Below are 19,844 nucleotides of genomic sequence, written 5' to 3' on the forward strand. Positions count from 1 at the left end.
CTGTGCAAAACGGGTCAAAAATGACCCGCGAATTGGGTCAATTCCGACCCGCCGTTGAAAGCCCGACCGCCCGCAGCCGCAGATACAACCGCTTGCGCGGGATCGCCAACAGGGCCGCGGCCTCGCTCTTGCGTCCGCCGGTTTCGCGCAGGGCATGTTCCAACAGGGTCCGCTCGAACGCCAACATCGCGTCCTCATACCTTGGCTGCTCATGGGACACTTTTGGCTGTTGGTCATCCAGATTGGGCGCCAGACCGATGACCATCCGCTCGGCAACATTGCGCAACTCGCGCACATTTCCAGGCCAACGGTGCTTGCCAAGGGGCGCGAGCATGTCCTTGGTGATATTTGGCAACCGCTTTGCATATTGCTGTGCCGCCCCGCGCAAGAAAGTCTCGAGAAGCAGATAGACATCCTTTTCCCGGTCACGCAAAGGCGGCATTTCCAACGATGCGACATTAATAAGATAAAGCAGTTCGTCGCTGATGTTCGGGGGCTGCGCGAGCGAGCCGGTATGCGATAAAACAACGCGGGGACGGTCACGGGACCGCAAATAATCCGCCAATAATGTCTGGTCTTTATGATCGAGCTTATGCACGGCCCGCACATAAAGCGTAACCGTGTCGCGCCCGAGCGCATCCAGATCCCCCTGCAACCCCCGCGCCCCGATGGTTCCGCAATTCAAGACACTGAACGCGCCCTCACCCTCGCCGTATTCATGCAAGATCTGCGCCGCAAGGGACTTGCCGGTCCCCGCCTCGCCAAAAAGCGTCACGGTGATCGGAAGGGGCGCCAGATCAAGCAAGGCTTGCCGACAGGTTTTCATCACACCGGAGCGCCCGATAAGCTGACTGGCCATCCCGCCGCGACGCGCCATACGCCGCCTTAAACGTTTGTTTTCAATAACAAGCTTACGGGCATTCAATGTGCGTTGCATCATGCTGATCAGGACATCGGGCTGCACGGGTTTTTCCAGAAAATCATACGCACCCGCCTTGATCGCAGCGATTGCAAGCCGCACATCGCCATGGCCGGTGATCATCACCACCGGAACCTCGGGCGCCGCCTGTTTGGCCGCCTTCAGCACACTGAACCCGTCGAGGCCCGCCATGCGAATATCCGTCAAAACAATACCGTCCCATTCCGGATCGATCATATCCAACATGGATTGCCCGTCCGCAAACCCGCGTGCGGTCAGTCCTTCTTCGGTCAGGAACTCACAGGTTGCCTCGCGGAAATCCGCATCGTCGTCGACCACGTAAATTCTGGGGGCGTTTTCAGTCATTATCTGGTGTTCCCGCTGGCAAAGTCACCGTGGCACGTGTCCCCGTATCCGCGCGCGGACTCAGCGTCAGGGTGCCATTCATGCCCGTGATGATGTTGAAAGAAATGGACAGGCCAAGGCCAAGACCCGCACCGGGATCCTTGGTCGTCACAAAGGGATCAAAGGCCCGTTCGGGGTCCAGATCCCCAAGGCCAATACCCGTGTCCACAATCGAAAACGTGACCTCACCCGCTTGGCAGGGCTCCTTGCGGATCAATATATCGCCCCCCTGCCCGATGGCGGCAATCGCGTCACACGCATTGGACAACAGGTTGACCAATACCTGTTCCACCAAAATCACATCTCCAATCACCCGCGCCTCTTCCAGTGCGGGATCAATGCGGACCGTGATGCGATGGCCCACAATCTGGGTGTTCAGCAACTCCTGCGCCCCGCGAAAGGCACGGGTGAGGGCGACATTCTCGCGTTGGTATTCGGACCGGCGGGCAAAGCGGCGCAGATGCAGGATGATCCGCTCCATGCGGGTCACAAGCCCGTCAATCTTGTCCGTCTGTGTCCTCAGCCGCGCCGCGTCCCCCTTATCCGCCGCCTTTTGTGCCAATCGCAACCGTTGCCGGATCGCGCCAAGGGGTTGGTTCAACTCATGGCTGATACCCGCCGAGAGATTGCCCAAGGCCGCCATTTTCCCGACCTGAACCAATTCGCTTTGCATCTGGCGCAAATCCTGTATGGCCTGGTCGCGTTCACGCACCGAATTCTGGAACGCATTTACAGCCTCGACCAACTGCGCGATCTCGTCATTGCGGACGGGGATATCTTTCAGGTCGGCGCGCTCGCCACCGGCAATCTGACGCATCGCCGTGGTCAGGCGGGCCATGGGACGGATGATGGACGGGCGGATATAATAAAAGAGAATGGCCCCCCCGCCGGCCGCGGCCAGAACCGTCAGCGCCAACAAAACCTTTAAAGTGATCGCTGCATTTTTCGAAAAACCTTCGCTCAACGCCGTCATTTCAATGCGCTGCGCCTGTGACTGGTGCAGCAGCCTGTTTTGCATGTTCTTGAGCAAATTCAACGCTGTTTCAAGCTCGTCTCGAAACAGTTGCCGCGTCTGGTGCCATGCCTTGCGCCGCTCCACCAACCCCCCCGGTTGCGTGGTCATCGCGGCCAGCACCCCGGACGTTTGCCGCATAAATTGATATTCGGCCTTGACCGGCAACTCGTCTATACGCGCGTTGACTTGTGCAAGCGCATCCGCAACCAGATTTTCCAACTGCTCGAGTTGCTTGAGCGACTGGCTCGTCGAGATCTGGATGGCCAGTGTTGTCGCGGTGGCGGTGTCATTTCCGATGCTCGAAAACAACGCTTGCAGGTTCAGCCCCCCGGACAACATATCCGCCATTTTCTTGCGCAGTGCGGGGTCGGGTTCGCGAACCAACTCGCGGGTTAAAACCTCGATATTATAGGAAAAATCAGCCATCACCGCCGCCGCTTCGTCTTGGACGTCGACATTGAGCCAACGCAGTTGCTCAATATGATTGCGCAGTTGGGCTTCGATCTGTCGTGCCTGATCCAGACTGCGGATGACAAGCGCAAGGTGGCGTTGCAGGGCCTGTGAATCCTGTTGGGTGAGAACCGTCCCGAACCCGTCGTCAATCAGGGTGTTGAGGTCGGTCACCGAGGTCTTGAGCATGGTTTCAAGGTCATCGGGCGTCTCGCCCCCCTCCGACAGGATACGGTTGCTGAGCATGGCCAGATCAGCGGTGGTCGCCGACAGCCGCGAGGTCTGCGCCAACCGTGGCGCATGTACCGTGCTCAAATCCGTCACCACAAGGCGCGCATTATTAAGCCAGTAAAACGAGGCCGCCACCACAATCCACGTCAAAACAATCGCCGCAGTGACCATCAAAAAGAGGCGGGTCCATATTTTGGGCGCAACACGGTTCCAAAGTCTCATCATTCATAAAACCGCGCTTCGAGACGATGCAAACCCTGATCGACCTGCTGCAACAGATCATTGCCCAGATCACGCCACTGCGTGACCACCTGTGGCTCCAACATCGCTGTGTCCACCACGGCATTTGCCCCGTGCCCCGCCTCGACACCCACGGTTGCGGCAACGGCTTTCTCTTGTGAAACCGGCATTGTTGTCAGTAGCTTGCGAAGACGGCGCAGCTCGCCCTCTCCCGCCCGACCCTCCAAGGCATAAAGCCGCCGCCACAGGTCACGGCGCATCACCAAAGGCTCTGCAATCAACAGATCAAACAGGGTATTGACCGCCCAATACCGATCCGATGTCATTTGCGCGTCATAGTCGAGCCACGACAATTGTAAGGCCTCGGCAATGCCATCGGGCAGTTGGTCTTTCACCTCGGCCCGCACCGCGGCATCATAGGGAATACGGGCAATTTCAGGGGACAAAAGCGCAAGTTGGCCTTCGCGCGACAACACCATGCGCACAAAATCACAGGCCTTGTCCAAAGACGCCCCGCCCTTCAGGATCCCGATCTGGGCGGCCGCCAGAACAATCGGACGGCCATAGCGAAAGTCCACGACGTCACGCTGCGCTTGTGCCAGAAAATCAATGGTCAAGCCAATCTCGAACCGCCTGTTTTTAACCCCGTCCGGCACGCCATAGCTGCGTGCGGTCAGTGTTGACAGGTTCCCGGCAAGCTCCAGAAGATACGCCCAACCGTCGTCCCACCCGCGCACAAGCAACAATTGCTCCACCATCATATGCGTGGTGCCGGACCGCGCCGGACGTGCCATTGCGACCTGATCGCGATACATCGGTTTTAGAAGGTCATTCCAGTCTGCGGGCATGAACATGGAACTGTCGCTGCGCCGCGCCCACCCGACCGATGACAGGGCAAACGGTTCGACCGCCCCGGGTCCATCCGCGCCACAAACGGCCCCGTCCATAAAGGAGTTGTTGCGTGACAAAAGTTCGAACGCCTCGGGGGAGGAGGCCCAGAACACGTCAAAGCCACGGCTGTTGCCCCGAAGGATCTCGTTGATACCGGCCACGGTGTTCTTGTTCAGAACACGGATCCCGGCGTCCGGCGCGATCCGGTCCCACATCGCGACATAGGCGTCCGAAACATCAAGCGGGAACGAGGTCAGAACCCTGAGATCCTGAGCGGCCAGGGGCGGCGTCAGGAACAGGAAAACGCTCGCCAATACGGTGTGGAATCTCTGCATGGATTGCACTCTATATTTGCAAACCTGTAAATTCAGTCAAAGTTTTCGATCCGGCAAAAACGGGTCACTATTGACACATCCATAGCGCCCCCGCCGCACTGTTGCCTGTTCAGTATTCAGTGTGGCGATGCCAAAAGGGCCGCAACATCGGCGGCGGTCGGTAGAACTCCGGGACCGTGGGCGACCTTGACCGCAGCGGCGGCATTGGCGTAGCGGGCCGCATCGACCTCGGGTTGCCCTTGGGCGAGGGCAAGCGCAAAGGCGCCATGCCACATATCACCCGCCCCCAAAGTATCCACCGGCGTTGTCGCAAAGGCATCGACCGCGCCACAGCTCGCGCCCTTGTGCCAGAGCACGGGCAAGGCCCCGCGCGTCACGGCCACCCACGCATCCAATTTCTGCGCAACCGTGGCCAAGGCCGCCGCATCGCACCCGCCCGCATAATCGTGCAACCCCTGTTCCGAAAACACCACATGGCTTGCCGCATGAAGCGCCGCAGTCGCCAATCGCACGGGGCTTTCGGCGTCCAACACGGCGGGCTTGCCCGCCTGTCGCGCCGCCTGCATGAGAGCGGCGGCTCCGACGGGCCAACGGGTATCGGCCAAAGCCGCGTCAAAACGGGAGGGCAAGGTCGGTGCGGTTGCAAACAGACGCGCATCGCGGTGGTTGATCACCGTCCGCTCCCCGCCTGCGCTGATGATCACGGCGGAGCGTGCGGTAGCGACCCCGCCTATGGTACGCAACGCGCCGCCATCAATGCCCCGCACCGCAAGGGCATTGCGCACGATCGGGGCCAAGGCATCATCCCCCACCGCCCCCGCAAGACTGGCCTGCCCGCCCAAGGACGCCACCGCCGAGGCTGCATAAAACGCACCGCCCCCCGCGACCATATGCGCGGTATCGGCCCGGATTTTCGTCCCCTCCGTGGGGTAGTGCGCCGTGTGGTACAAAAAATCGACCGTGATCAGGCCAGCGCAAACAACATGGGGCATCTTTTTGCCTTTCGGAAACTGTTCAAAAATCGATCTGATATTTTTACTTTACTGTCAACGCGTAGTTAGTAACATGTCAGGACAAAACACAAGAGTAGACCCCATGACCCGAATCGGAATTTCTGTCGCACTATTGACCCCGTTTGACGCCACCGGCGCCATCGACACCGCGCTGTTGTCGGCCCATGCCGTGGACGTCATGTCCAAGGGCGCACATGGTGTGACCCTGTTTGGCACCACTGGCGAGGGGGCCTCGGTCGCGATTGCAGAGCGCAATCCGGCGATCACCGCGCTGTTGGACCGCGGCATCGCCGCCAAACACATCTTTATCGGCCTGTGCGCTACATCTCTCGGCGACACGCTGGCCCAGATTGATCAGGCCCTCGCGCACGGGATCGACACCTTTTTGTTGCTGCCGCCCTACTATTTCCCCGCCCCTGATGATGCGGGACTACGGGCGTGGCATGAGGCCCTGTTTGCGCGGGCCGATACACGGGCAAAGTTCATTCTGTACCACATTCCACAAATCACCGCCGTACCGCTATCCTTTGATCTGGTCACCGGATTGCGGGCGGATTTCCCCGAACGGGTCATCGCGATCAAGGACAGTTCGGGCAATTGGGATAACACCGAGCGCCTGTTGAAACACGGTGGCATTCCCGTCCTGGTGGGCGACGAGCGGTTTTTGCACCGCGCCTTGCCGATGGGGGCGTCGGGATCCATTTGCGGCATGGCCAACCTGCACCCTGCCCGTCTTCGGGCGCTGTTCGACACCGCAACCGAGGATGTGGCGCTCTCGCGTCAGGTGGACGCCGTTGTCGCGGGTCCGGTCATTCCCGCGCTCAAGGCCCTGATGGTCCACCAGACAGGCAACGCCGGTTGGGCCAATCTGCGCGCGCCCCTTGCGCCGCTTGATGACACCGCCCGCACCGCAATTGTGGCACAGGGAAGCACTGACGATGGGTAAACCGGCCGACAACCGCGCCCGCGATCACGCCTATTCGAGCTTCACGACAAAGCTGTTGGCGCATGATATCGAGCCGGGACAAATCGTGTCGCAACGCGAGTTGATGGAGCTGACGGGGATGCCCTTGGGGGCGATCCGCGAGATGATCCCGCGGCTTGAGGCGGACGGGCTGATTGAAACCGTGCCACGGCGCGGTCTCAAGGTGCTGAGCATCGACCTCGACCTTGTGCGCGATGCCTTTCAGCTGCGCCATATCATCGAGGGCGAGGCGATTGCGGTGTTCTGCGCCCGCGCAACAGACGCCGACATTACCGCCATTGCCGCCGCGCACCGCGACATCCGTGATCGTGCCAAAGACGGCGTGACGCCCGCGCTTTTGGAACAGGCGCAGCGGATGGATTGGGCCTTTCACGATCAGGTGGTCGATGCCATGGGCAACCGGATCATTTCCGACATCCACCGTGTCAACGCGATCAAGATCCGTCTGATCCGGAATTCAAGCACACGGATGTTGCCCGAATTGGCTGTGCCGGTTCTGGCCGAACATCTGGACGTGATCGACGCGCTGACCGCCCGCGATGCACCGCGTGCCGTGGCCGCCATGCACGCCCATATCGATAGCGCCAAACGACGCGCACTTGCGCTCTAGAATTTCCACGGGCTTGCCCGCGGGACAAGGCGGTCCACGCACCGCACCACACGAGGAGGAGACACTTTAATGACGATCAATTTCACCCGCCGTGCCGTGATCGCGCTCTGCGCTGCTGCCGCTCTGGCCACCCCCGCCATCGCTCAGGACAAAATTGCCCTGCGCATGTCGACACCCGCATCCGAAACCGACCAACGCTCGGTCGCCCTGTCCGGGGTCTTTGGCCCCGCCGTGGCCGGATTTGCCGATTACCAACCCCATTACAACGGCTCGCTGATTGCCCAGAACTCCGAACTCGAGGCCATTGCCTCGGGGGATCTGGAAATGTCCATCACCTCGGCTCAGGAACTGGCACAGTTCTTTCCCGAGTTCTCGATCTTTGCCACCGGCTACGTCCATCAGGACGCCGCACACCAAGTGGCTGTGTTTAACGATCCTTTGATGGACCCGTTCAAACAGACCGTCGAGGACGAGTTGGGCGTGAAACTTCTGGCCGTGATGTACCTTGGCCGCCGCCATGTGAACCTGCGCCAGTCGAAAGACGAGCTGACCGTGACGACCCCCGCCGATCTGGCCGGTGTCAACCTGCGCATGCCCGGCACCGATGCATGGCAGTTCCTCGGCAAGGCACTGGGCGCGAACCCGACGCCGATGGCCTTTACCGAGATCTACACCGCACTGCAAACCGGCAGTGTCGACGGACAGGACAACCCCCTGCCCACCGTGGTCGACGCCAAATTCTACGAAGTCACCAAACAGGTCGCCCTGACCTCGCATCTGGTTGACCTGAACTACGTCGCCTTTTCCAAGTCGGTTTGGGACACCCTGACCCCCGACCAACAAGCCACCGTTCAAAAGGCCGCCGAAGATGCCGCCGAAAGCGGTCGGGTGGCCCAACTGGCAAAAGAGGATGACTTGGTCGCCTTCCTCGAAGAGCAGGGGATGGACATCTATGAGCCTGATCTGGCCGCCTTCCGCAGCCATGTGCAGCAACAATATGTCGGATCCGAATTTGCGGCCTCATGGCCCGATGGCGTTCTGGATAAAATCAACGCTCTGGGCAACTAGGCAAGCGCATGACGGGGAAAGGCGGCCGGTCCGCCTTTCCCCCTTCGTCTTTAGGAATTGCCGATGAAACCCGTTGCCCACTTGCGCACCTTTGCACAGGCCGTTGCCGCCACGCTTATGGCGCTGATGTTCCTGACCTTTGTGCTACAGATCACCATCCGCTACACCGCACGCATCGACGGAATCGCCGATATCGCACCGATCCTTGATCCGTCCGCCTACGGGTGGACGTTGGAATTTTGCCTGTTGATCTGGGTGTGGTTGGTGTTTTGGGGCAATGCTTTTGTCGTGCGTGACCGTGATCATGTGACCTTCGACATCCTGTATCTGGCCGTGCGTCCCTCTGTGCGGCGGTGGTTTGCGATTGTGTCGGGCCTGGCCATTTGCATCGGGCTTGCCGCCTCCATCGGGCCGACATGGGAAAAGTTCTACATCCTGCGACTGAAAAAAACCGCCACCCTGTCCCACGTTTTTGGCGACTGGATCCGGATGCGCGACCTCTATTTGATCTACATCCTGTTTCTGGGTGCTGTGGCCGCCCGTTATGCCTGGGCCGTCTGGCGTGCCTTTCGCTATGGCGTAGAGGAGCCTGACGCATGAGCATGGAATTTATGATCTGCCTGACCGTGATGTTCGGTCTGGCCGGCATCGGCGCCCCCATTGCCTACGCAATCCTGATCTCGTCCCTCGCCTATCTGGCCGCCTCGGGACAGGGCATCGGCCTTGCCGGCAAGGTCCTGATGGACGGGCTGTATAACAGTTTTATCCTGTTGGCCGTGCCGCTGTTTATCGTCGCCGCCAATATCATGAACGCAGGCACCATCTCGGACCGGTTGTTGTCATTCTGCGTGGCAATCGTGGGACGGTTCCGCGGCGGCCTTGGCCACGTCAATGTCGTGGCCTCGCTGATCTTTTCGGGCATGTCCGGCTCGGCGGTCGCAGACGCCGCAGGGATCGGGAAAATCATCATCCAGATGATGACAAAGAGCGGGCAATATCCGCGCGGATACGCCGCCGCAATCACCGCCGCCTCCGCCACCATCGGGCCGATTATTCCACCCTCCATCCCCATGGTGCTCTATGCGCTCGTCTCGAACACCTCGATCGGCTACCTGTTTCTGGGCGGCATTGTTCCGGGGTTGATTATGGGCGTTGTGCTCATGGCGATGAATTCGCTTCTGGCGCATCGCCGCGGTTTCGCCCTTGAAACGCCCGTGCCGCTGCGCGAATTGCCGCGCCGCACCGGCGACGCCTTTCCCGCGCTGCTCATGCCCGCGATCCTGCTCTATGGCATCTACGGCGGTGTCACCACACCGACCGAAGCGGCAGCGGTTGCGGCGACCTATGCCCTTGTTCTATCTGCCGTGTTTTACCGCGCTCTCAGCTTTCGCGCCCTGTTCGACATTCTGGTGGAAAGCGCACGCTCGTCGGCGGCTGTCGGGTTGGTCATCGGCGGGGCGTTGATCCTCAATTATATCGTCGCCTCAGAGAACATTCCGCGCCTGCTTGCCGCCCATCTGGTCGGGTTGGACGTCACGCCCGTGGCCTTTATGCTGGGGGTGATGGTGCTGCTGTTGCTGTTGGGCTGTGTGCTTGACGCGACGACGATCATTCTCGTCATTATCCCGCTGTTCCTCCCCGCCTGCCGCGAGTTGGGCATTGATCTGGTGCATTTCGGCGTGGTGGCCGTCATCAATTGCATGATCGGGCTCATCACACCGCCCTACGGGATTTTGCTATTCGTTATCAACGCGGTAACGCGTATCCCCCTGTCGGAAATCATCCGCGAGATCTGGCCGTTTCTGGGCGTGCTTCTGGCCGCGCTCATTTGGCTTGCCCTTGCCCCCGGGGTCGTGCTGTGGCTGCCACGGATGTTCGGTTACGCGGGGTAGGCCACCACCATAATGCCCGTCAGGACCCGCGCGGGCGATTGCCCTCCCCCGCGCGGGTGTTTGGTTTGGATCAGGTCAGGCCTGCGCCTACCATGTCCGTGTGGCATAGAGCGCGATATTGCGCCCTGCGCCGGGGTTCTGGTCATAGCTTTCGAACGACCGGTCGAACAGGTTGCCGACCTCCGCCGAGACGCGGAAGCTGTCGGACACCCGGGCGCTGACCGCGAGGTTCAACGTGGCGTATCCGCCGCCAAGGCTCGGGGCGTCCATCACCCCGTCCTGATCGCGCATCCCCGCACCGCTTGCGCCGCGCATGAACACATCCCAATCGCCCGCCATATTCCACGCATCCCAATCGCCCTTGACGCCGAGGCGCCCCGAAACCGTTGGCGTGCCGCTATCGTATGTGGAATACCCGTTGGCATAGGTGATTTCGCGGCGCATCAGCGCGAGCGAGGCATAGGGCGTCATCGCACCCAGAGTGTATTCGCCCTGAAGCTCGAGACCGTAGGCCCGCGCCTCGTCGACGTTATCCCAAAGCGCGGTGGACCCTGTAATCACCTTGGCGATATAGTCGTCGCTTTTGGTGTAAAACAGCGTGGCATCCAGTTGCCCCGCGCCGCCGTCATAGCGCGCGCCAAGCTCGAGCGTGGTGGCGGTTTCCGGTTTCAGATCAGGGTTGCCATAGGTCGTGTTGGACCCGCCAACCGTGGTTAGGAACAACTGGCTCAGGGTCGGGTAGGTGTAGCCCTGACTCAGGTTCGCACGCAATGACATTGCATCGCTGCTGCGCCACACCAATCCCGCAGCGCCCAAAATCCCGCTGTCCGAATTGGACGTCAACGCATTGTCCACCCCATTGGTCGTCGAGGCATCCAGTGACGCAGACACATCGAACCACCGCGCCCCCACTGTGGCGGTCACATCGGGCGACAGGTCCATTTCGTGCTGACCGTAAATCGCAAGTGTGCGGATCCCCGCCTCGTCATGCCCGAGGCGCTGTGTGGATGTCACGGAGGACATGATCATATTGGTGATCTGTGTTGTGGTGGTTTTATCCGTGGTCACCGCGTCATCGACATATTCGAACCCGAACACCGTGCGGCTCGACGGGCCAAAGGACAACTCGACCATACCATTCAGGCCCATGGTCTCTTGGGCATCCTCGGAATAGGCGTTGATGTCGATCAACACGGGAAACGACCCCGCCGAGATATTGCTGTCAAACACGCGATCAACGGTTTGGTAAAACGCATTCAACGCGACCTTTTCCACCACAGGCGACAGGTCGGTGGCCTCATAGGCCAACGCCACCTTGCGCAAATCGCGCTTTGGCAAATCAATGGTGAACCCGTTCTGTTCGGTGAACACTTCGGCGTTCAGATCAAAGGCCATCGCATCCACCGCAAAGTAGTGGTTGTCCTTGGTCCACCCCATATGCGCCGAAATGCTCCGGTCCTCGGTCGAGGACGGATCAAGCGTCCCGTCGGGGGTCTTGCGGTCGCCCTGTTCGGACGCGCCAAAACTCAAACGGTAATCCAGATCCCCCGCGCCGGCGGCAAGCGTGCCGGACATGGTGTTGGACACACGCCACCCGTCGGTGGCCGAAAAATACCCCGCCGTGGTGGTCATCTCGAACGGCACAGGCGTGCCTTTTTTCAAAATAATGTTGATCACGCCGCCAATCGCCGACGAGCCCGTGATCACGGAGGATGGCCCGCGCACCACTTCGATCCGCTCGATCGTGGTCGGGTCCACCATAATGGGCTGGCCGTAATTGGAATGGTCGGTGAGCTTCTGGCCGTTGATCAAAACGGCGACCCGCGCGGCGGTTTCGCCACGGATCGAGACACGTTCAATTCCCTCCTCGGACACCTGCACACCTGGAACCTCGTTGAGAATCGCCGCCACGGATTTGGGCGGAACGCGCTTCATCTGGGTTTCACCCTGCACGGTGAGGCTCGCAGGGTTGTCCATCACCTGAACGGCAAACCCCGTCCCCGTGACGGTAATCGCATCCAGTTCAAAAATCTCTTCGGCCGTGGCCGCACCAACGCTCAACACACCTGCCGCACATAGCGCCGTCGCAGAGGTCATCCGTCGGGCAAACGCGCCCGTTCTATCTGTCATCGTCATTGTATTTGTCCCGTAGTCGCGGCCCAAACGGCCTGCGCGGAATGTGGCGCAAAATCCGAGTAAAATACTTGATCAAGATCAACCGGAAGGTGCTTTCCCCCGCGACCTTCCCCCACGGTCTGTTTGCAACTGCGCCCGTTCACGATTAGGGTTCCCGCGATACGCGAACAAAAACAGGTTCTACGCCATGCGCCCCGACGTCGAAATGATTGCACGCCGCTCTTTGCTATTCGCAAATGCGCCCGCCTTGCTCGTCGATGCCCTGCTTGAGAATGCGCGTGTCACCCAACACACCCGTGGCAGCACCATCTTTTTACAAGACGACCCTGCGGATGCGATCTACATCGTGGCCGACGGGTGGGTGAAACTCTATCGCGTGGCCGCCAATGGATCCGAAGCTGTGGTCGGCGCCTTTACCAAAGGCCACTCCTTTGGCGAGGCCGTGGCGCTGCGCTCGGACACCTATCCCGTGTCCGCCGAGGCCGTGACCGATTGCGAACTGGTGCGAATCGATGCCGCGATGTTGCTGCGCCACCTCGAAGACAACCCCAAAATCGCCATCGCCATGCTGACCGCAACCTATGCCCACCTGCACAATCTGGTGGCTCAGGTCGAACAGCTGAAATCGCGCACCGGCCCACAGCGCGTGGCCGAATTCCTGCTTGATCTTGCCGCCTGTGAAATCGGATCGTGCGAGGTCACCCTGCCCTACGACAAGGTTCTCATCGCGGGACGTCTGGGCATGAAACCCGAAAGCCTGTCACGCGCCTTTGCCAAGCTCAAGGACAAGGGTGTGAAGGTCCGTCAGAACGCCGCCGAAATCGAAGATATCGAAATGCTGCGGGCCTATGCCGAGGACGACCCCGCCGCCGGGTGGACGCGCTAAGACGCGGCCATAATCAACACAAGCGCCACCGCGGACCACAACACGACCACCGCCGTCATGCCCGACAACATGCGCGGCGCTGTGTAAAGATCGAGATACTGCGCCAGAATCACCCGCGACTTGATCAACGCCAACACCATCAACGCGGGCGCGACCCAGATCCCGGAGCCATGCATCACGGCCAGACCGGTCGTCAGGAGACTGGCCACAACCACAATCACCCATGCCATTATCAACCGTTTCATAGCGACCCCAACAGATAGATCACGGGGAACAACATGACCCAGACCAGATCAACCATGTGCCAGAACGCCACGGCGGCGGACACTTCGGTGGCGCGTTTGCGCCATGCCACCAACAGCAACAGGATGATCCCCGCAACCACATGCGCCGCGTGAAAGCCGGTCAAAAGGTAGTAGAATGTAAAAAACGGATGGCTCTCGGTGGACAGTCCCGCCCCGATCAAACTGGCCCATTCGTGGGACTTCAGCCACAAAAACCCGACCCCGCCAAGCGCGGCAAGCACCAAAGGGGCGGAGCGCTGCAACCGCATGCCGACAGCCGCGAAAAAGCCCGATGTGACCAACAAAATCGTCCCCAGACCCGCCGCAACGGGGTGCAGGTGGCTTGCGGCCTGCGCAAAACCCGCCACATCCGTCATCCGCACCGCCAAAAACGCCCAAAGACCGGCACCGAACACCAACATCTCGGAGATGATCAAAATCCAGACCATCAAATCATGCGGAAGCTGCTCGCCGGTCTCGCGCGTGTCTGCCCTATGGTCGGTCATTTAGCGCCCGACGATTTGTGCATAGATGCGCGGCAACGCCTCGCTCAGGCGTTCGGGATCGGGGACAAGCGCATAACCGCCCTGCCCGAAAATGCGCGGGAACCATGCCTTGCCATCGCGGTCCACCGCGATACCGAACACCGAATGACCGGCGCGACGCGCCTCCATCACCGCCTTGCGGCTATCCTCGATCCCGTGGCGCCCCTCGTAGTGGTCCAGATCGTTGGGCTTGCCATCGGTGATCACCAACAACAGCCGCCGCATGTGGCCCTGTTCGGTCAACCCCGTACTTGCATGACGGATCGCGGCCCCCAGACGGGTGTAAAACCCGGGCTTGAGCGAGGCAATCCGCGCCTCGACACCCGCGCCCATCGGCTCGTTGAATCCCTTGGCCTCGGCCATAAACACGCGGTCGCGTTTGATTGACGAAAACCCGTTGATCGCAAAGGCATCGCCACAGGCATCCAGACCCCACGCAAGGGCGGCAAGCGCCTCGCGTTCGATGTCGATCACCGGACGGGCGCGGCCACGGTGGCACGTCACGGTGGCCTCGGTCGAGCGCGACACATCGAGCAGGATCGACACGGCGAGATCGCGTTTGAGGGGGCGGTTTTGCCGCCACACCCGTCCGTCGCTCTCCCCCGTTGCGGCGAAATCCGCCACGGCCCGCACGGCGCGTTCGCTGTCCAACTCGTCGCCATCCAAATGGCCGGAGGTCGAGATAAGCGAGGGCCGCAAGGCCTCGAATTGCCGCTTTACCGCGCGAATGCGTTTGCGTGCCTCATAATCGAATACGGTCTCGGCGGTGGTATCCGCCTCGATCCGGTGCGCCAGAACGCGGGTGTGATCCGGCAAATAGACACCGCGCCGCACATCCCATTCGGGATAGGTCACCTTGTCGGAAATCCGTTCAATGTCCGCGTCTTCGGGTGCGAGATCAAGGTGAAGCCGCAACCGCGTTGCCGGCGCCTTTTTGATCTGGCCAAGGCCGATTTCCTCTTGGTCATCGGCGGATTTTTTGGCGTTGTCCTCGTCATCATCCTCCACCCGGCGATTGAGATTGACGAATTGGGCAAAGCTGAGAATGGCTTCGAATTTGTGCAGGATAAGACTGTCCTTGCGCTCGATCTGGTCAGAGCGGTGACGCCGCGCACGGCGCGGTTTGGTGTCTTCGTCCTGGCTTTGGTCATTGGCCAGTTCGGCCTCTTGCGTTTCGACCGCATCGCCCATCGACAGGGTTTGCACCCGTGGCTCGACCCAGATCGGAACCGGCAAAAACGGACGGTATTTGCGCGGCGCACGCCAGATGGAATAGTCGCCGCTTTGCACGCTGTCCCACATTTTCTGCGCCTTGTCCGACAGGGTCACATCGGCCCCGAGCATCAGGCGGATAACCTCTTCGACGGCGCGTTCGGCCTGTGGCAGGGCCGGTGTGGTGCGCGCGGCAAGCAAAATCTCGCACAACTCCGAATAGAGTGCGCGCAATCCCGGAGCATCCAGATGGGTCCGGATCAACGCAGCCCGCACTTGCGCAAGCGTCATCAGATCGCTGACAAGCGGGTCGTCAACCTGCGCAATAGGATGGGTCGCCGCGCCGATCGCGGCAAGCCACACATAGGCGGCCGCGTTCATTTGCTCGGCGGGAAACACCGCCAAAGAGGACGGCAAGCGCAAGGCACTTCCGTCGAAACTGGCACGCGGCAGCTCCTCTGCATAGGTGCCAAGGGCGCGCAGACGCGACAGGCGGTGATGCGATTGTTCGTCCGAAATCGGTTTGATCTCGACCGACGGATCCCCGCCCATCCCGCGATAAAAGACAGCCAGCCGCACATCGATCAGGGACAGATCGACACGCGCTCCCTCATACGCCTCGGGCGCATCAAAGCGGCTGGCCCATTTGTGCCATATCTTCCCGATGGTTTCTTCGGGTTCCCACGGCTCAAATTCGATCTTGCCCATAACCGGCCTCACCCGAAGACGGCTGTGACAAGGTCGAGAAGCCCGCGTTTCGTATCCGCATCATCGGTCAGCGGTTCAATCATCGCGGTTTCAATCGCCCGCTCGATCGGCATGCCACCGGCAATGAGCGTGGCCGCATAGACGACGAGACGGGTGGAGACACCCTCTTCGATGTCCTGACCTTTCATATCGCGCAGCTTGTTGGCCAAACGCACGAGCGGCTTGACACGATCCTCGGGCAATCCGCTTTCGGCGGCCACAACGGGGATCTCCAACTCGGGTGTCGGAAAGGCGAAATCAAGCGCCAGAAACCGCTGCCGAGTCGAGGGCTTCAGCGTCTTGAGAATGTTCTGGTAGCCGGGGTTGTACGAGGCCACGAGCATGAACCCGGGCGCCGCAGCGATCTCTTCGCCGGTGCGGTCAATCGGCAAAATGCGGCGGTCATCGGTGAGCGGGTGCAACACCACGGCCACGTCTTTGCGCGCCTCGACCACTTCGTCGAGGTAACAAATCGCCCCTTCGCGCACCGCGCGGGTCAGCGGCCCGTCGACCCAGACCGTCTCCCCGCCCTTGAGCAGGTAACGCCCGATCAGGTCGGCCGCAGACAGATCATCGTGACAGGCAACCGTATAGAGAGGACGGCCCAAACGGGCAGCCATATAGGCCACGAACCGCGTTTTACCACAGCCTGTCGGCCCCTTGAGAAGGATCGGCAAATCGTGTTTTGCGGCGGCCTCGAACACAGAGACTTCGTCGCCCTGCGGAAGGTAGAAAGGGGCGTCAGCCGCCCCTTTCGTTGATGTTTGATTGAGGTCTTTCATGTCCATCACTCCGCTGCGGATTCAACCACAGGACCGGCGGTAATGACTTCGCGACGTGGAACCATGACCGAGTAGATGAAGAGAATTGCACCCAACACCACTGCGACACCGGATCCGAAGCGCATCACATAGAAGACCCAGAGCTGGTCCTGAACATCCATGAAATATTCGCCGTTGACGCGCTGCAGGTGGGTTTGAACCGTGCCAGCGAATGTCAGCGTAAAGGTCATGAACAACATACCACCTGACATCAGCCAGAAGGACGCCATGTTAAGCACCTGGTTGTAGGGATCACGTCCACGCAGTTGCGGCATCGCATAGGTGATGATCGCAAGGTTAAGCGCAACGTAGGCCCCGAAGAACGCGAGGTGGCCGTGGGCCGCCGTGATCTGCGTCCCGTGGGTGTAGTAGTTGATCCCGTGCAACGTGTGCAGGAAGCCCCAGACACCGGCGCCAAAGAAGGCAAGCGTGGCACACCCGAGCGACCACAACAAAGCCGCCTTGTTCGGATGGTCGCGACGACCCTTCCAGACCATGACAAAGGCAAAGGCCATCATGCCAAAGAACGGAATAACTTCGAGCGCGGAGAAGATCGAACCGATCCACTGCCAGTACCCGGGAGTACCGATCCAGTAGTAGTGGTGACCGGTGCCGAGGATGCCGGAGAACAGCGCGGTGGCAACGATGACATAGAGCCATTTTTCCACCACTTCGCGGTCCACACCCGTCAGCTTGAGCATCAGGAAGCCGAGAATACCGGCCATGACCAATTCCCATGTGCCTTCGACCCAGAGGTGAACAACGTACCACCAGTATTGCTTGTCAAGCGCAAGGTTGGAGGGGTTGTAGAAGGCAAAGAGGAACAACAGCGCGATGCCCCAAAGACCGAGCAACATGATGTTGGTAATCGCGGTCTTGCGACCTTTGAGAACCGTCATCGAGATGTTGTAGAGGAAAATGAGAGCGGCAACGACGATGCCCGCCTTGACCCAACGGGGCTGTTCAAGGAACTCACGCCCCTCTTTGCCCAACAGGAAGTTCCCGTCGAACAGGTTGAACAGATAGGTCAACACAACGCCCACGGTTCCGAGAACCAGAATCGCCAGTTGCAAATAGGCCAGTTTGGCCGAGTGGATTTCGCGCTCTGCTTCCTCGGGGATGAGGTAGTAGGCCGCGCCGAAGAAGCCGGTCAGCAGCCACACAATCAACGAGTTGGTGTGGAGCATACGGGCAATGTTAAACGGCAGGAGCTCGGACAGGAAAGTTCCGTCCACATAGATCCAGCCCATAACGAGTCCAAGCGAGACCTGGACCGCGAACAACGACATCGCAAACACGAAATAGGCCATCGCGATTTTTTGGGTTTGGTATTTCATTTTATGTCTCCCTTAGCCCGCGTCATTCGGTGGCCAGTCCTGATTGCGGATCGTATTGGTCCACAACAGGAAATCACTGAGCGCGCGATATTCTTCGTCGTTCAGATCAAAAAACGGCATTTGACGACGGCCTTCGATGCCTGTGGGCATGGCCATCATCCAGCCTTTGAGACTTTCAAACGCGGCTTCGGGATCGTCGGTTACATCCCAACGGGTCATCACATTGCCAAGCTCGGGCGCAAAGTACGCGCCTTCCCCCAGAATTGTGTGACAGTTCACACAGCCGTGTTGTTCCCAAAGGTGTTTGCCGTGTTTAACGGACGGCGTCAGCGTGGCGGTGTCCGTTGAGGTATTTACGATATAGATGTGGCTATGCACGGATAGCCCCAAAAAGATGAGAATGAAGAACAATGACCCGCCGTAAAAGATGTTGCGGGCCATGCTCTTGGTCATGACTTCGCGCATGGCGTAGTCTCCTTGACTTGAGCAGTTACGGTAACCTTAGATGCGTTCAAGGCTAACGTTCCTCCTTAACGAAAGTCAATTGCCGACAAAATTCGTCCGAAAATGTGCGTTTTACCTTGTGGGCGGTGGCCCGACCGGCGCGCGTGGCGCACGCGGCGTGGTAAAGATTGGCGCATAGGCCACGAGGAACCCGCCAAAGGCCAAAAGCCACAATCCGCCGGACACCCAGATCGACAGCGCATAAAGATCGCCGCCAAAGGTGCCGCCCGCCCAACGGACAAGCCCGGCAAGCGGAAGCGCCACGAATCCCATGACAACGGGCCGCATCGCCACAAGCGCCAGACCCGCATGACCGAGGCTTGCGCGCGCCATGACCGCGAATGTCATCCCGCCCACGCCGCTAATCGCCAGAAAATGCAGACCCGCGACTTCGGACAGTCCGGTAAACGGCGCAAGGCCCTTAAGCACCAAACCCGCCCCGATCGAGGCGTAACTCAGATGCAGGCTCCATAGAATCGGTTGGCTCCACTGAAACCGCGTGTGCCAGAACCCCACCCGCACCAAGGCGAATATCCCCGCCGCCAGATAGATCACACCGCTCACCGCCGACCCGTCGCCGAGCATCGCAACAGGCGGCAGCAGCGCGGCAAGGCCGATCGCCAGAGGCGTGAACACCTGTGGATCGCGCGGCATGCCCTCTTCCAGTCCCGCGCGGTGCATTGCGTTACGGGTGAACGCGGGCGTGACCCGCCCCCCGAGCACGATGATCATCCCGACAAGCGCCATAAGCCCGCCGCGCAACCCGACCTCGGCCGATCCGCCCGACAGGCCCATCCAGTCCAGATGCACCAACAGGTTCGCACTCCAGAAATATGTGAGGAACAACAAGAACACCATGTTCTGGGGTTTGGGCTTTTTGAGCAGTTGCGTGGCGATTTTGGCACCGAGAACCGGCGCGAACGACAGATCGATCACGGCCACGATGACCGGCGGCACAACGCCCGACATCCAGACCACCACACGCCCCGCCACCCACAATCCCGCGACAAGCGCGATAAAGCGGTGCGGCGCGGCTTTGGCCCCCGTCCAGTTGGGGACCGCCGTCAAAAAGAAACCGGCCAGTGTCGCGCCGCCGTAGCCAAAGATCATCTCGTGACCGTGCCACAGATGCGGCGCACTGGCGGTGGGCAAATCGAATCCCCCCCCCGCGCTCAACGCCACCTGATAGGCGGTCCAAACAAGAACGGACACAAAACCGAACACCCCCGCGCCCAAAAAGAAGACGCGGAATCCTTCTCCAACAAGAAGACGAAGAACCTGTTTCATTTTGCCATTCCTGATCTGCGCGATGTGCCCG

The 19,844-nt window shown here is 60.1% G+C and carries 18 protein-coding genes; 6 read left to right on the top strand and 12 right to left on the bottom strand.

All coding sequences use genetic code 11. The annotated features are described in order from the left end of the window. Positions 1–37: 37 nt before the first annotated feature. The 4 genes from ACN0Q0_RS14080 to ACN0Q0_RS14095 all read right to left on the bottom strand — a co-directional run bounded on the left by ACN0Q0_RS14080 (position 38) and on the right by ACN0Q0_RS14095 (position 5,478). A complete protein-coding gene (locus tag ACN0Q0_RS14080) occupies positions 38–1,285 on the bottom strand; it encodes a sigma-54-dependent transcriptional regulator (protein ID WP_417244043.1) in 1,248 nt (415 codons plus the stop codon). Next, positions 1,278–3,245 carry an ATP-binding protein gene (locus ACN0Q0_RS14085; protein ID WP_417244044.1) on the bottom strand — a complete coding sequence of 656 codons (1,968 nt, stop codon included), beginning with the start codon at positions 3,243–3,245 and terminating at the stop codon, positions 1,278–1,280. Before ACN0Q0_RS14085 ends, ACN0Q0_RS14080 begins: the two co-directional genes overlap by 8 nt. Continuing rightward, positions 3,242–4,486, bottom strand: a complete 1,245-nt coding sequence (locus ACN0Q0_RS14090; protein WP_417244045.1) for an ABC transporter substrate-binding protein — start codon at positions 4,484–4,486, stop codon at positions 3,242–3,244. Before ACN0Q0_RS14090 ends, ACN0Q0_RS14085 begins: the two co-directional genes overlap by 4 nt. 116 nt (positions 4,487–4,602) lie before the next feature. Continuing rightward, a complete protein-coding gene (locus tag ACN0Q0_RS14095) occupies positions 4,603–5,478 on the bottom strand; it encodes a PfkB family carbohydrate kinase (RefSeq protein WP_417244046.1) in 876 nt (291 codons plus the stop codon). Positions 5,479–5,581: 103 nt separating this feature from the next. Here ACN0Q0_RS14095 and ACN0Q0_RS14100 point away from each other — a divergent pair, with 103 nt between their 5' ends. From ACN0Q0_RS14100 to ACN0Q0_RS14120, 5 genes are all read left to right on the top strand, one after another. Next, entirely contained in the window at positions 5,582–6,445 is an 864-nt protein-coding gene (locus ACN0Q0_RS14100; protein ID WP_417244047.1) for a dihydrodipicolinate synthase family protein, read from the top strand. Further along, on the top strand, positions 6,438–7,094 hold the full coding sequence (locus ACN0Q0_RS14105) for a GntR family transcriptional regulator (protein WP_417244048.1): 657 nt from the start codon (positions 6,438–6,440) through the stop codon (positions 7,092–7,094). The genes ACN0Q0_RS14100 and ACN0Q0_RS14105 overlap by 8 nt, the downstream gene beginning before the upstream one ends. A 69-nt stretch (positions 7,095–7,163) precedes the next feature. Beyond that, entirely contained in the window at positions 7,164–8,162 is a 999-nt protein-coding gene (dctP, locus tag ACN0Q0_RS14110; RefSeq protein WP_417244049.1) for a TRAP transporter substrate-binding protein DctP, read from the top strand. Positions 8,163–8,225: 63 nt separating this feature from the next. Then, a complete protein-coding gene (locus tag ACN0Q0_RS14115; RefSeq protein WP_417244050.1) occupies positions 8,226–8,762 on the top strand; it encodes a TRAP transporter small permease in 537 nt (178 codons plus the stop codon). Beyond that, positions 8,759–10,054, top strand: a complete 1,296-nt coding sequence (locus ACN0Q0_RS14120; protein ID WP_417244051.1) for a TRAP transporter large permease — start codon at positions 8,759–8,761, stop codon at positions 10,052–10,054. Before ACN0Q0_RS14115 ends, ACN0Q0_RS14120 begins: the two co-directional genes overlap by 4 nt. An 87-nt stretch (positions 10,055–10,141) precedes the next feature. Here the strand turns inward: ACN0Q0_RS14120 and ACN0Q0_RS14125 are convergent, their stop codons facing one another. After that, positions 10,142–12,190: a TonB-dependent receptor gene (locus ACN0Q0_RS14125; protein ID WP_417244052.1), complete on the bottom strand. Its 2,049-nt coding sequence runs from the start codon at positions 12,188–12,190 to the stop codon at positions 10,142–10,144. A gap of 187 nt (positions 12,191–12,377) precedes the next feature. Here ACN0Q0_RS14125 and ACN0Q0_RS14130 point away from each other — a divergent pair, with 187 nt between their 5' ends. Next, positions 12,378–13,076, top strand: a complete 699-nt coding sequence (locus ACN0Q0_RS14130) for a Crp/Fnr family transcriptional regulator (RefSeq protein WP_417244053.1) — start codon at positions 12,378–12,380, stop codon at positions 13,074–13,076. Here the strand turns inward: ACN0Q0_RS14130 and ACN0Q0_RS14135 are convergent. The 7 genes from ACN0Q0_RS14135 to ACN0Q0_RS14165 form a co-directional block, all read right to left on the bottom strand. Beyond that, a complete protein-coding gene (locus tag ACN0Q0_RS14135) occupies positions 13,073–13,321 on the bottom strand; it encodes a hypothetical protein (protein WP_417244054.1) in 249 nt (82 codons plus the stop codon). The two genes, ACN0Q0_RS14130 and ACN0Q0_RS14135, sit on opposite strands and share 4 nt — an antisense overlap. Further along, entirely contained in the window at positions 13,318–13,866 is a 549-nt protein-coding gene (locus ACN0Q0_RS14140; protein WP_417244055.1) for a cytochrome c oxidase subunit 3, read from the bottom strand. The genes ACN0Q0_RS14135 and ACN0Q0_RS14140 overlap by 4 nt, the downstream gene beginning before the upstream one ends. Further along, positions 13,867–15,825 carry a nitric oxide reductase activation protein NorD gene (locus tag ACN0Q0_RS14145; RefSeq protein WP_417244056.1) on the bottom strand — a complete coding sequence of 653 codons (1,959 nt, stop codon included), beginning with the start codon at positions 15,823–15,825 and terminating at the stop codon, positions 13,867–13,869. Positions 15,826–15,833: 8 nt separating this feature from the next. After that, positions 15,834–16,646 carry a CbbQ/NirQ/NorQ/GpvN family protein gene (locus tag ACN0Q0_RS14150; protein WP_417244057.1) on the bottom strand — a complete coding sequence of 271 codons (813 nt, stop codon included), beginning with the start codon at positions 16,644–16,646 and terminating at the stop codon, positions 15,834–15,836. Positions 16,647–16,651: 5 nt separating this feature from the next. After that, positions 16,652–18,022, bottom strand: a complete 1,371-nt coding sequence (locus ACN0Q0_RS14155) for a cbb3-type cytochrome c oxidase subunit I (RefSeq protein WP_417244058.1) — start codon at positions 18,020–18,022, stop codon at positions 16,652–16,654. 12 nt (positions 18,023–18,034) lie between these two features. Then, the gene (locus ACN0Q0_RS14160; protein ID WP_417244059.1) at positions 18,035–18,487 is read right to left on the bottom strand and encodes a c-type cytochrome; all 453 of its coding nucleotides are present in this window, start codon (positions 18,485–18,487) and stop codon (positions 18,035–18,037) included. A gap of 111 nt (positions 18,488–18,598) precedes the next feature. Then, positions 18,599–19,813, bottom strand: coding sequence for an NnrS family protein (locus ACN0Q0_RS14165; protein WP_417244060.1), 1,215 nt, complete (start codon positions 19,811–19,813; stop codon positions 18,599–18,601). Between the last annotated feature and the right edge of the window lie 31 nt (positions 19,814–19,844).

This window comes from Celeribacter sp. (assembly GCF_048259695.1).
Classification (GTDB): Bacteria; Pseudomonadota; Alphaproteobacteria; order Rhodobacterales; family Rhodobacteraceae; genus Celeribacter.